Source organism: Flavobacterium indicum GPTSA100-9 = DSM 17447, from assembly GCF_000455605.1.
GTDB lineage: Bacteria > Bacteroidota > Bacteroidia > Flavobacteriales > Flavobacteriaceae > Flavobacterium > Flavobacterium indicum.
Window position 1 is genome coordinate 744,368 of record NC_017025.1, and the last position, 13,581, is coordinate 757,948.

Consider the following 13,581-nt stretch of genomic DNA (forward strand, 5'->3'; position numbering starts at 1 on the left):
TATGAAAATTAAAATTGCAATCATCGGATTAGGTTATGTGGGGTTACCATTAGCAAGATTATTTGCTACTAAGTATCCTGTTATCGGATTTGATATTAACAAACAAAGAATTTCGGAATTAAATCAAGGTATTGATTTAACTTTAGAAGTAGATCAGGAATTGTTACAATCAGTTTTGAAAACTCATAATTCAACTCTAACAACTAATTATTTGTATTGTTCTGATAATTTAGAAGATATTGCCGATTGTAATTATTATATTGTAACAGTTCCAACGCCAGTTGACAAACATAATAAACCCGATTTAACGCCACTTTACAAAGCAAGTGAAACTGTTGCAAAAGTGTTGAAAAAAGGAGATACAGTTATTTACGAATCAACCGTTTATCCTGGTGTTACAGAAGAGGAATGTGTGCCTGTTTTAGAAAAATTATCAGGATTAAAGTTTAATGTTGACTTTTTCGCTGGGTATTCTCCTGAAAGAATTAATCCAGGTGATAAAGAACATACTGTAGAAAAAATATTGAAAGTTACCGCAGGTTCAACTCCAGAAGTTGGATTAAAAGTTGATGCTTTATACAAAAGTGTAATTACTGCTGGTACGCATTTAGCACCATCTATTAAAGTAGCAGAAGCTGCAAAAGTTATCGAAAATTCACAACGCGATATTAATATTGCATTCGTTAATGAATTAGCAAAAATTTTTAATATTTTAGAAATTGATACACAAGCAGTGTTAGAAGCCGCAGGAACAAAATGGAATTTTCTTCCTTTTAAACCTGGTTTGGTGGGCGGGCATTGTATAGGCGTTGATCCTTATTATTTAGCTCAAAAAGCAATGGAAGCAGGATATCATCCTGAAATAATTTTGGCAGGACGTCGTATGAATGACAGTATGGGCGAATACGTAGCTTCGGAAGTGGTAAAGCTAATGATTAAAAAAGAAATTGTTTTACACAAAGCTGAAGTGTTGCTTTTAGGAATTACTTTTAAAGAAAATTGCCCAGATGTTCGAAATACAAAAATTGTTGATATCGTTCATGCTTTAAAAGAATACGGTATCAATATTACTATCTATGACCCTTGGGCAAAACCAGAAGAAGTAAAGCATGAGTATGGTATTGATTGTTCTTCTGAACTTGATTCAAAATCTAAATTTGATGCATTAATTTTAGGAGTGGCTCATAATGAATTTTTAGAGATTGATACCACCAGTATCTTAAAAGAAACGAATGTGATTTATGATGTGAAAGGTTTCTTGAAAACAGAAGTAGACGGAAGATTGTAATTTTTTTTAAATGTTAACCCCAAAACAAATTAAAGAAAAATCTAAAGTAGTACTTAGTTCTCCTTTAGTTAAAATTTCGTCCTTAACCTCAATAGCTACATTGATAAAAATTGGTGCTACTTTTATTTCTGCAAAAGTATTAGCCGTTATAACCGGACCAGCAGGGGTTGCAATGTTGGGTCAGTTAACCAATTTTATGACAATTCTAATTCAGGTCTGCTCAGGAGCTACTGGAACGGGAATTGTAAAATTAACGGGACAGTACAAAGACGATTCAGTTAATTTAAAAAAAGTATACGCAACATCTTTTACTATAATTTTACTGTTTTCAACTTTAACAGTACTAGGAATACTACTATTTCAAAATACCTTTACACTTTTTATTTTTAATGCTATACAATACAAATGGTTACTGTTTGTAATTGCATTTTCCACACCATTAATCGCAATCAACAATTTTATAGTTTCTGTTTTAAGTGGCTTGTATGAATTTAAAAAGTACATTAAAATACAAAGTATTGCAAGTGTACTAAGTGTTTTTCTAACAGTGTCATTAGTTTATTTTTATAAAGTTGAAGGTGCACTGTTAGCTTATATTTTAGCACAAACACTCATTTTCTTTGTAAGTTTATATTATAGTAAAATTATTCAATGGAAAACTCAAGTACGTTTATTGGTAGATAAGGAAATTTTAAAAAAGCTAGGTCATTTCTCATTGTATGTAATTATTAGTGCTTTTTGTTTTCCTCTTGCACAAATTTTAGTTCGAAATTTATTAATTGATCATTTAGGAATTGAAACAGCAGGTATTTGGGAAGGTACAAATAGAGTTTCAAGTATGTATTTGTTACTAATTTCAACCACAATAGGAGTTTATTTTTTTCCTAAAATTAGCGGGATTTCAGATAATAAAGAGGTAGTTAAAGAAGTGAACTTTGCACTTAAAATATTTGTTAGTGCTACTGTAATTGCTGGTCTAATGTTACTTTTATTAAAAGATATTATTATTCCAATTGTTTTGTCAAAAAAGTTTTTGCCGATTAGTGATATATTGCATGTTCAAGTTTTAGGCGATATATTCTTAATTATTAGAATGCTTTTTTCAATGGTTTTATTAAGCAGAGATAAAACTAGTTATATGATTATATTTGAAAGTGTATCTGCATTGTTCTATTATCTATTGAATTTTTACTTGATAAGTATTTCAACTACTCTGTCTGATATAATTTGGTCTTATCCAATTTATACTTCATTTTATTGTTTAATTTTATACATTACTTATAAAAAAACTATTTATGTTTTTGAAACTAAAAGTCATTCTTGCTAAATTATTGGTAAATGAATTAACTGGAAAAATTATTGCATTATTGTATTCGAATAAAATTCCTTTTCATGATTTAATAATTGAAATTTCGAATTTTAATATTAAAAGAAGAATTGCAGCTTCATTATTCTTTAAAACCTATGAAAGTGCAGAAATAAGATTCATTTCTAAATATTTACAAAATTATGAGGGCACAATCGTTGAATTTGGTGCTAGTATTGGAGTTGTATCTTCAACCTTAGCAAAATCCAATCCGAAAGCTCAAGTAATTTCATTTGAGGCGGATTCAAGATTTATTCCTATTATTGAGCAAAATTTTAAAATTAATGGAATTTTAAATGCACGAGTTTGCAATGAAATAATAGGTGCACAAGGTTATGAATTTATACCTGGAGAGGATAATACAAGAGGGAAAATTACAAAGTCTAATCAATCAGATTCACAATTAGCATCACTTAAAGATTTGATTAGTAAATATGATTTTCCGGATACGTTTGTTTTAGTTTGTGATATTGAAGGTGCAGAGTATTTTGTGCTTTCTGAATTGAATTTTCAAAACTGTCCCTTATTAATTATGGAATTGCATCCAATAGAAATTGAAGGAGCTTTAATAACAGTGCCCGATTTAAAAAATAAAATACTTAAATTGGGGTACGAGATTATTGAGGAATATGGATCTAATATTGTAGCTAAAAATAATAAAATTGATTTCAAAAGATAAATACATTGTCGTTCACGCAGGTAAAAGAGACGATTACCAAGTAGCTTTGGCTTTGTATGAAGCAGGTATGTTGTATGCTTTAGTAACTGAAACCTATTTTCCTTATGATAAGAATTGGTTCAAAAAACTAATTAATTTATTAGGGTTTCAATCACAAATAAACAAACGTTTTAAAACTGGCTTACCATCCAATTATGTAACCGTTTCTTATTTGGCTTTTTTTTATCAAGTTTTATTTAGTTTGACAAAAAACATAAAATTCGATGTTAAAAAAGGGCAACTATTAGGAGAAAAAGCTAAAAATTTAAGTGTAAAATATAAGGTCCCAGTTATAGCAGTTAATACGTGTGCTGCAGCTGCTTTTCAAAATAATCCAATTGAACCTAAAATACTATTTCAATTTCATCCACAAGCCGATTTCGTAAAAGAATTGTTTCTGGAGGAAATGCAATTGAATCCAAAATCAATCAAAACACTTCGTCAAGAATATGAATTTTCTTTGTCTGAAAACGAATTAAAAATTTTATCAAATGAAGTTCAATTAGCTACTTATTTTCTTTGTGCGAGTTCATTAACAAAGAAATCACTGGTTTTTAAAGGAATTTCAGATGAAAAAATTACGGTCATTCCCTACGGAGTGGATACTTCAAAATTTACTTTTTCGGAAAGAAAACAATCAGAAACGTTTAAAGTAATTTTTATTGGAAGTCTAAATCAAAGAAAAGGAATCACGTATTTACTTGATGCACTAAATCAGTTAAAAAAGGTTGAATTAATTATTGTTACTCGTGGAATTTATGACAATTCTTTAATTCAAAATTATAATTTTCCTATTGATGTTCGGGTAGATATTCCGCATGAAAAATTACAAGATGCTTTACACGAAGCACATTGTTTTGTTTTGCCATCCATTTTAGAAGGTTTCGGACAAGTAATTTTAGAAGCAATGGCAACTGGAATTCCAGTTATTGCTACTGAACATACCGCTGCACAAGATATTATTGAAAACGGCAAAGATGGTTTTATCACGCCAATAAGAAATGTTTTGGCACTAAAAACGTATTTAGAAAAATTACAAAACGATTTTTCTTTGGTAAACACCATGGGAAAAAACGCTCACGAAAAAGCCAAACAATTTACCTGGCAAAAGTTTAGAAATGATTTGGTAACAAGTTTAAAACATTTAAATTAAATGAAGTTATTAATTATAACTAATATTCCAACGCCCTATCGTATCGCATTTTTTAATGTGATTAATCGTGTATTGACTCAAAGAAATGGCTGCTTAAAAGTGCTTTATGCTGCTGCTAGTGAACCAGACAGACATTGGAGTATTGATTTAAACGAGCAGCAATTTGACTATGAAATAGTAAAAGGATTTCATAAAAGTGTTGCTGGATTATATGTGCATTTTAACCCAAGTATTTTAAAAAAAACAAAACAATTTAATCCGGATGTTATTTTGTATGCAGGTTCATGGAATATGCCTACCGTAATCTATAGTTTGCTTTTTAATTCATTTTGTAATAAAAAATATAAAAAAATATTTTGGAGTGAAGGGCATGATGGAAGTAGGTTACATGCCGCTGGAATTGTTCCTGTAGTGAGAAAATTTATTCAAAATAAATTTGACGCCTTTGCAGTGCCCAACCAAAGAAGTGAATCGTATTTGTTTCAATTACTTGGATTAGAAAGAAAACCAATTATTTTACTGCCAAATACAGTTGATGGTGATTTTTTTACAAAGCCAACTTCGTGGTCTGAAGCAGATTCAGCTATTATAAAAAGTAAGTATTCTATTCCAAAGGATGCAAAATTACTTATTCAAGTGGCTCAAATTGAAGATCGAAAAGGGATTAAAGAATTAATTCAACATTGGCGTAAATTAGAAAATAAATTCGGTTATCATTTAGTTTTTGTAGGAGAAGGTTCTTTGAAAGATGCATTAATTGCTGATAATGAAGATGATACTACTATTCATTTTTTAGGAAATCAACCTAAAGAAGCAGTTCGAGAATTGTTATTTAGTTCAACTATTTTTATTTTAAACACAAAAAATGATCCAAATCCATTAACTTTGATTGAAGCAAGTTATGCGCATTTGCCAATAATTACCACGCAATTTGCTGGTAATTGTAATGAAATAGTTGTTGGGAATAATGGATTTGTCCTGAATGATTTCGATTTTGAAACGTTTGAATTAGTATTTTTAAAAATGGCTACTGCTTCTACCATAGAAATGGGTGCGCTGTCGTTTGAAAATGTTAAAACACATTTCGATATTCAACAGGTTTGTGAGCATTTTTTAAATCAAGTGGAAAAAATATGATGGCGATTTATTTAGATATTTTTATTGTTCTTCTTCTTTTTCTGTTTTTAGTAAAAGAAAAGCAATTGAATATTCTAAATTCTGCTCTTATTTACTGGTGTTTTCATGTGTTTTTTGTGACTTTTAGAGGGGTTCAAATATTTTTTCAAGGTGCGAAAATTATTTCCAATAAATGGTATTCCACATATATAACATTGGAAGAAATTGATAAAGCTATAATTCTTGCTGATGTATCCTTAGTAGCCTTTTTTATTGGGTTCAGTGTATTTACATTGAATTTTAAAAAGTCTGGAAATGCACTTTTAAAACAATTTGAATTCATGAAAGAAGGAAGACAAAAATGGGTAGATAAGTACATGATTGTAGTTTTTATTTTAGGTCTTATTGGGATTGTTACTTATCGATCTATTGCTGATCGAGATCTTGAGGCGGAAGAATACTCTACTTTTTCTAATATGATGACTGGACTCGGAATTATTTCTGCTATAGTTCTCTTGTATGAAAAAGGTTTTAAAAAAATATATTTGACCTATTTTTTTATATTATTAATCTTCTATTCTTTACAAGGAGAAAATAGATTTCGAGTAGTTCTAGCTTCTTTGTTTGTTTTAATGATTTATTTGAAACAATTGAATTTGAAATTGCCTCCCTTAAAATATTATGTAATAGGATTTGTTTTTATACTGTTTAGTTTTCCACTTAAAGAAGTGGGTAAATCGTTTCAAGAAACTGGTAAATTGGAATTTACTGAAGTACTAAAAGATTCCTATGAAGAGTTTAAAGAAGGAGAATCGGGAGATATGTCTTTTATTGAGCAAAGTGCTGGTATGATTGGTGCCATCGATGTTAAAGGGGTACAGTTTTGGGGAGATACTTATAAGCCCATTTTCTTCTTTTTTGTACCAAGAAGTTTGTGGGCCGATAAACCTGCACTGAATGAATGGCAACATAAAATTTCGATTACCGGAAGAGACTTTGGAGAAATGGGACAAATTTCTTTGATTAGCGGGGAATCTTATGCTAACTTCAGATATATTGGAGTTTTTGTGATTTCTTTTCTCATTGGAAGATGGTATTCTTTTTTGTATAATAAATATGCTAATTTGCCTATACAACACAAAGGTTTCTTATTGCTTTTGTTGTTTAATATGGTACTTTTTCAGGTGTGGCGTGATGGAATGATTTCGCTGGTTTTGTTTCCTTTTTTGAATTATTTGCCAATTATGATACTTTATTTCATTAAAAAACCAGTAGCAACATTATGAAGATTTTAATTAATTGTTCCAATTTAAAAGTCGGTGGAGGTTTGCAAGTTGCACATTCATTTTTGTATGAGATAGTTTCTAATACGGAACATCAATTTATTGTTGTACTTTCCGATTTTTTAAAATATCAAATTAATGAAACTGATTTTCCTCAGAATTTTATTTTTATTCATTATTCAATTAAACCTTCTGCTTGGAAAGCTATTTTTGGTGAAGATAAGTTTTTAGATGCAATTGAATTTAAATACAATCCAGATGTTGTTTTTTCTGTATTTGGGCCCACCTATTGGCAACCCAAAGCAAAGCATATTTGTGGTTTTGCAAAACCAGATTACATTTACAAAGATTCACCGTATTTTGATCAATTGACTTTTTTTCAAAAAATGAAATTGAATGCCATGGAGTTTTTCCATATGTTCGATTTTAGAAACAATAACGAAGGGCTTATTACTGAAAATCCAGATGTTACTAAGATTTTAGCAAAAAAAGTTACACAACCCGTATATACTGTTACAAATTATTATAATCAAATTTTTGAGAATGAATTGAAATGGGACCGAAGTTTGAAGCTTGAATTACCAAAGGAAACCATCAAATTACTAACCATTTCTGCTAATTATCCGCATAAAAATTTAGCCATAATAAAAAAAGTAATCCCAATTCTTAAACAAAATTTTCCTGATTTTTCATTTCATTTTTTTCTAACTATTGATAGAACGGAATTTGGAATAACTGAAGAAGACGAACTGAATAATTCAATAACATTTCTAGGTAAGGTCGCTATAAAACAGTGTCCCTATTTGTATCAACAGGTCGATTTTCTTTTTCTGCCAACTTTGCTAGAATGTTTTTCTGCTTCGTATTGTGAAGCTATGTATATGGGAAAACCAATACTTACCTCCAATTTACCGTTTGCAAAGGGAATATGTGGAGATGCAGCCACTTATTTTAATCCAGTTAATCCTATTGATATTGCTAATAAAATTGTAGATTTGGCATCTAATCCCAAATTGCAAAGTCAATTAGTAAATTTGGGAAAAGAACAATTAAAAACGTTTGACTCATCCCAAATCAGAGCCAAAAAATATTTGAAAATTTTAACCGAATCAGAATGAAAAGAGTTGGTATTTTAGGAAGAAATGGATTCCTTGGAAATGCATTGTCTAGATATTTAACATTATTCACAGAAGAATTTGTAGAAGTAGAAGGGAAACGTAGTTTGTTTTCAAATGCAGATGATTTAGATGCTTTTGTACAATCTTGTGATGTAATTGTAACTTTCGCTGGCTTAAATCGTTTAGACGATTTAAATGTTGTTTATCAAACCAATATCGATATCGCTAAAGCATTGGTAGCTGCTTTAGAAAGAACACAGGTAAAGCCTCATGTGATTTATTCTTCAACAATACATGAGGATAGAGATGAATACTATGGTAAATCTAAAAAAGAAGCAAGATTACTGTTAAGTGAATGGGCAAAATCAAATAATGCTTTGTTTACTGGATTGGTTATTCCAAACGTTTTTGGTTCTTTCGGAAAACCTTTTTATAATTCTGTTGTGGCTACTTTTTGTCATCAATTAGCCAATAATGAAACTCCCAAAATTAATGTGGATGGATTCTTGAAATTAGTTTATGTGGATGATGTTTCTAAATTTATAATTTCAAAAATTAAGGAAGCAAATTTTGATGAAAAAATAGAAGTCCCTTTTGAAGCCGAATTAAAAGTTTCGGAAGTATTACAAAAATTAGAACATTTCAAATCGACTTATCAAGAAAAAGGAAGTATTCCTGAATTAACATCAAGTTTAGATATTAAATTATTCAATACTTTTAGAAATTATATTAATCATGCTACTCATTTTCCTGTAAAATTAGTTCAACATACAGATGATAGAGGAAGTTTTGTAGAAATAATAAGATTAGAAGTTGGCGGACAAGTTTCGTTTTCAACCACAAAACCTGGAATTACAAGAGGGAATCATTTTCATACTCGTAAAATCGAACGTTTTGCTGTAATTAAAGGGAAAGCTTTAATTCAATTGCGACGAATTGGAACCAATGAAGTACTAAATTTCGAATTAAATGGCGACGAACCCGCCTATGTTGATATGCCAATTTGGTACACGCATAATATTAAAAATATAGGTGATGAGGTATTGTATACCAATTTTTGGATTAATGAGTTTTTTGATCCAAATGATGCAGATACTTATTTTGTAGAAGTGTAAGATTTAAATTTCACGCGGATTGAAAGAAATAAAAGGAATTTTGATTAAGTTTTTTTGTTATTTAAAATTTAGAGAATAGAAATGAATATATGCCAATAAAATAGTTTGAAATTAAATATATGGACGAAAACGATATTACATATAAAATTAGAGGTTGCATTTTTAATGTTTATAATAATTTAGGTCCAGGTTTATTTGAATCTGTTTATGAAGCTGCTTTACTTTATGAATTAAATAAAGCTGGATTAAAAGCCAAAAATCAAGTTGAATTAGCGGTTCATTATGATGATGTTCTTTTGGATGTTGCTTTTAAAATAGATATTTTAGTTGAAGATTGCATATTAATTGAGCTTAAATCAGTAGAAGAATTATCCAAAGTTCATTATAAACAAGTAATTACCTATTTGAAATTATCAGATATTCCTATTGGTATATTAGTGAATTTTAATACTGATAATATAAATTTGAGCACCAAACGAATTGTAAACAATTTTATTGAGCATTAAGATTAGATTATACGCAAAGTGAAGAATCTTTAAATCCTTTCAAACTGCGTGAAATAAATAAAATTGAAAAAGATATATATAAATGTTTTATTAAACATTAAGATTAGATTATACGCAAAGTGAAGAATCTTTAAATCCTTTCAAACTGCGTGAAATAAATAAAATTGAAAAAGAGATATATAAATGTTTTATTAAACATTAAGATTAGATTATACGCAAAGTGAAGAATCTTTAAATCCTTTCAAACTGCGTGAAATAAATAAATTTGAAAAAGATATATATAAATGTTTTATTGAGCATTAAGATTAGATTATACGCAAAGTGAAGAATCTTTAAATCCTTTCAAACTGCGTGAAATAAATAAATTTGAAAAAAGAGATATATAAATGTTTTATTAAACATTAAGATTAGATTATACGCAAAGTGAAGAATCCATAAATCCTTTCAAACTGCGTGAAATAAATAAATTTGAAAAAAGAGATATATAAATGTTTTATTGAGCATTAAGATTAGATTATACGCAAAGTGAAGAATCTTTAAATCCTTTCAAACTGCGTGAAATAAATAAATTTGAAAAAAGAGATATATAAATGTTTTATTAAACATTAAGATTAGATTATACGCAAAGTGAAGAATCCATAAATCCTTTCAATCTGCGTGAAATAAATAAATTTGAAAAAAGAGATATATAAATGTTTTATTGAGCATTAAGATTAGATTATACGCAAAGTGAAGAATCTTTAAATCCTTTCAAACTGCGTGAAATAAATAAATTTGAAAAAAGAGATATATAAATGTTTTATTAAACATTAAGATTAGATTATACGCAAAGTGAAGAATCCATAAATCCTTTCAATCTGCGTGAAATAATATAAAAATGAAAAAATTAAAACTTATAACAGTAGTAGGGACACGTCCAGAAATTATTCGATTATCTAGAGTAATGGCAGCATTAGACGCTTCAGATGCTATTGAACATATATTAGTTCATACGGGTCAAAATTATGATTACGAACTGAATCAAATCTTTTTTGATGATTTAGGGATTCGTAAACCCGATTATTTTTTAAACGCTGCAGGTAAAACAGCAACAGAAACGGTGGGTCAAATTTTAGTAAAAATAGATCCGTTGTTAGAAGAAGTAAATCCCGATGCTTTCTTGGTTTTAGGTGATACCAATAGTTGTTTGTGCGCCATTCCTGCCAAGAAACGTCAAATTCCTATTTTCCATATGGAAGCAGGTAACCGTTGTTTCGACCAGCGTGTCCCTGAGGAAACTAATCGAAAAATTGTAGATCATATCTCGGATGTAAATTTAACCTATAGCGATATTGCTCGTGAATATTTACTTCGTGAAGGCTTGCCAGCGGATCGAATTATTAAAACGGGTTCACCTATGTTTGAAGTGTTACATCATTACTTGCCTTCAATCAAAGCTTCAGATGTATTATCAAGATTGAAGTTGGAAAAAGGAAAGTATTTTGTAGTTTCTTCTCACCGTGAGGAAAATATAAATAATGATGCAAATTTTTTTGGTTTAATGGAAAGCTTAAACCAGATTGCGGAAAAATATAAGTATCCTATTATTGTAAGTACGCACCCAAGAACAAGAAACAAAATTGAAGCGTCTAACCTTCAAATGCATGAAGATATTCAGTTCTTAAAACCTATGGGATTTAATGATTATAATGCATTGCAGATGCACGCTTTAGCAGTTTTATCGGATAGTGGTACTATTTCAGAAGAATCTTCAATTTTGAATTTTCCAGCACTTAATATTCGTCAAGCACATGAACGACCTGAGGCAATGGAAGAAGCATCGGTTATGATGGTTGGACTTTCACCAGAGCGTATCATGCAAGGTTTGGTTCAATTGCAAACGCAAAAAACGGGTGAAGAACGTAATTTCCGACCTGTAGCGGATTATTCCATGCCAAATGTTTCAGAGAAAATGGTCCGAATCATATTAAGCTATACGGATTATGTAAATCGAGTAGTTTGGAGTAAGAAGTAATTTTTAGCATTCAGAAAAAGTAATAAGTTGAGTAAGAGCTAAGTAAAAAATAAAAGAATTCTTTAAATCCTTTCAATCTGCGTGAAACAAAATAGTAAAATCCTTTTCTTGGCTTTAGCCTATCCCAAAATTCCAAAATCGAGTAATTTATACACCGATTTAATGGAAGAATTTCGCGACCAAGGCCATGAAGTTTTTATAGTGGCGCCGGCTGTGAATGATTCTGAAGTCGGATTGATAAATGAAGAAGGAATTTCTGTAATTCGTGTGAAAACATTACCCTTATTGAATGTAAATCCAATAAAAAAAGGTATTGCAAATGTTTTGTTGCCCTATCAATATAAAAAAGCAATTAAAAAATATTTCAAATCTGATTCGTTAGATTTAATCATCATGCCAACACCACCAATTAGTTTGGTTGATGTGGCAAGTTGGTTGAAAAAGAAATACCACTCGAAGTTGTATTTGATTTTAAGAGATATTTTTCCGCAAAATGCAGTAGATTTAGGCTTGCTAAAAAAAGGAGGCTTGTTTTACAATTTCTTCAGAAAAAAAGAACAGTTGTTGTATGATGTCGCGGATGAAATTGGTTGTATGTCGCAAGGAAACATTGATTATGTTGTGCGTCATAATCCAAATGTAAAAAAAGAAAAGTTACATTTACTGCCCAATTGGCAAAAGGAAATACCACAGTTTGATGGAGACAAAATAGCTTTGAGAAAGAAGTACAATTTTGATGATAATTTCGTTATTATTTTTGGAGGAAATATAGGTTTACCGCAGAAATTAGAAAATATTTTGGCTGTTGCTGAATTGCATCAACCTGATGATAAAGTGTTATTTTTTATCGTAGGACAAGGAACTGAGAAAACTAAAATTGAAAGCTTAGTTCGTGAAAAAAATCTTAAAAATGTAGTTATTAAAAATTCATTACCAAGAGAGGATTATCAAAATATAATTTCTGTTGCGGATTGCGGATTAATAAGCTTACATGAAGATTTTACCATTCCAAATATACCGTCTAAATCGTTAAGTTATTTCAATGCAAAAATTCCAATTTTAGCTGCAATTGATGAAAATACAGATTATGGAATCCATATTCAGGATGAAGTTAAAGCAGGAGCTTGGGCGCCATCTAATAAACCAAATCTAATCAAAGAAAAAATTGATTTATTGCGTACAAATCCGCAACTTTGTAATGAAATGGGCGAAAATGGGTATCGTTATTTTGTAAATAATGTTACACCGAAACATAGTTATGAGGTAATAGATAAAAGAATCAATTAAAGAAAAGAGTAAAGTGTATAAAATAATAAAACCAATTTTAGATTTTCTATTGGCGGTGTTAGGATTTATTGTCTTATTGCCTGTTTTTCTATTGGTTACTATTTTGTTGTTTTTTGCTAATCAAGGAAAACCATTTTTTGTACAACGTCGTCCAGGAAAAAACTGTAAAGTGTTTTCTATTATCAAGTTCAAAACGATGAATGATAAAAAAGATGCTTCAGGTAAGTTATTACATGATTCGGAACGACTAACTGCAGTTGGTAAATTTGTTAGAAAAACTTCTTTAGATGAAATTCCTCAGTTACTTAATGTAATCAAAGGCGATATGAGCTTAATTGGACCGAGACCTTTATTGACCGATTATGTCCACTTATACAATGAATTTCAAAATCGTCGACACGAAGTAAAACCAGGTATTACAGGTTGGGCACAAGTCAACGGTAGAAATGCTATTTCTTGGGATAAAAAATTTGAATTAGATGTGTATTATGTAGACCATATTTCTTTTGGGTTAGACATAAAAATTATATTTTTGACGATTAAAAAAGTACTTATTAGAGAAGGTATAAATGCTGAAAATGCAGCCACCATAGAACCTTTTCAAGGACAATATTAAC

Annotated in this window: 12 protein-coding genes; all 12 read left to right on the forward strand. The window is 29.8% G+C overall.

Features of this window, described 5'->3' with window-relative positions; all coding sequences use genetic code 11:
* Position 1 precedes the first annotated feature (1 nt).
* Complete coding sequence (locus tag KQS_RS03255; RefSeq protein WP_014387784.1) at positions 2 to 1,288, forward strand: nucleotide sugar dehydrogenase; 1,287 nt, start codon at positions 2 to 4, stop codon at positions 1,286 to 1,288.
* Between the two features lie 10 nt (positions 1,289 to 1,298).
* Positions 1,299 to 2,615, forward strand: a complete 1,317-nt coding sequence (locus KQS_RS03260) for an O-antigen translocase (RefSeq protein WP_014387785.1) — start codon at positions 1,299 to 1,301, stop codon at positions 2,613 to 2,615.
* On the forward strand, positions 2,584 to 3,333 hold the full coding sequence (locus KQS_RS03265; protein WP_041251974.1) for an FkbM family methyltransferase: 750 nt from the start codon (positions 2,584 to 2,586) through the stop codon (positions 3,331 to 3,333). Before KQS_RS03260 ends, KQS_RS03265 begins: the two co-directional genes overlap by 32 nt.
* Positions 3,317 to 4,525 carry a glycosyltransferase family 4 protein gene (locus KQS_RS13945; protein WP_014387787.1) on the forward strand — a complete coding sequence of 403 codons (1,209 nt, stop codon included), beginning with the start codon at positions 3,317 to 3,319 and terminating at the stop codon, positions 4,523 to 4,525. The genes KQS_RS03265 and KQS_RS13945 overlap by 17 nt, the downstream gene beginning before the upstream one ends.
* Positions 4,526 to 5,662 (forward strand): glycosyltransferase family 4 protein, encoded by a 1,137-nt coding sequence (locus tag KQS_RS03275; RefSeq protein WP_014387788.1) that lies wholly within the window; start codon positions 4,526 to 4,528, stop codon positions 5,660 to 5,662.
* Complete coding sequence (locus tag KQS_RS03280; protein ID WP_014387789.1) at positions 5,659 to 6,927, forward strand: hypothetical protein; 1,269 nt, start codon at positions 5,659 to 5,661, stop codon at positions 6,925 to 6,927. Before KQS_RS03275 ends, KQS_RS03280 begins: the two co-directional genes overlap by 4 nt.
* The gene (locus KQS_RS03285; protein ID WP_014387790.1) at positions 6,924 to 8,042 is read left to right on the forward strand and encodes a glycosyltransferase; all 1,119 of its coding nucleotides are present in this window, start codon (positions 6,924 to 6,926) and stop codon (positions 8,040 to 8,042) included. Before KQS_RS03280 ends, KQS_RS03285 begins: the two co-directional genes overlap by 4 nt.
* Positions 8,039 to 9,157, forward strand: a complete 1,119-nt coding sequence (locus KQS_RS03290) for a polysaccharide biosynthesis C-terminal domain-containing protein (protein ID WP_014387791.1) — start codon at positions 8,039 to 8,041, stop codon at positions 9,155 to 9,157. Before KQS_RS03285 ends, KQS_RS03290 begins: the two co-directional genes overlap by 4 nt.
* A 119-nt stretch (positions 9,158 to 9,276) precedes the next feature.
* On the forward strand, positions 9,277 to 9,663 hold the full coding sequence (locus tag KQS_RS03295; protein ID WP_014387792.1) for a GxxExxY protein: 387 nt from the start codon (positions 9,277 to 9,279) through the stop codon (positions 9,661 to 9,663).
* 877 nt (positions 9,664 to 10,540) lie between these two features.
* The gene (gene wecB, locus KQS_RS03300) at positions 10,541 to 11,677 is read left to right on the forward strand and encodes a non-hydrolyzing UDP-N-acetylglucosamine 2-epimerase (protein WP_014387793.1); all 1,137 of its coding nucleotides are present in this window, start codon (positions 10,541 to 10,543) and stop codon (positions 11,675 to 11,677) included.
* An 81-nt stretch (positions 11,678 to 11,758) separates the two neighbouring features.
* Positions 11,759 to 12,964: a glycosyltransferase family 4 protein gene (locus KQS_RS03305; protein ID WP_157868384.1), complete on the forward strand. Its 1,206-nt coding sequence runs from the start codon at positions 11,759 to 11,761 to the stop codon at positions 12,962 to 12,964.
* Positions 12,965 to 12,977: 13 nt separating this feature from the next.
* The gene (locus tag KQS_RS03310) at positions 12,978 to 13,580 is read left to right on the forward strand and encodes a sugar transferase (protein ID WP_041251975.1); all 603 of its coding nucleotides are present in this window, start codon (positions 12,978 to 12,980) and stop codon (positions 13,578 to 13,580) included.
* The last annotated feature ends 1 nt before the right edge of the window (position 13,581 follow it).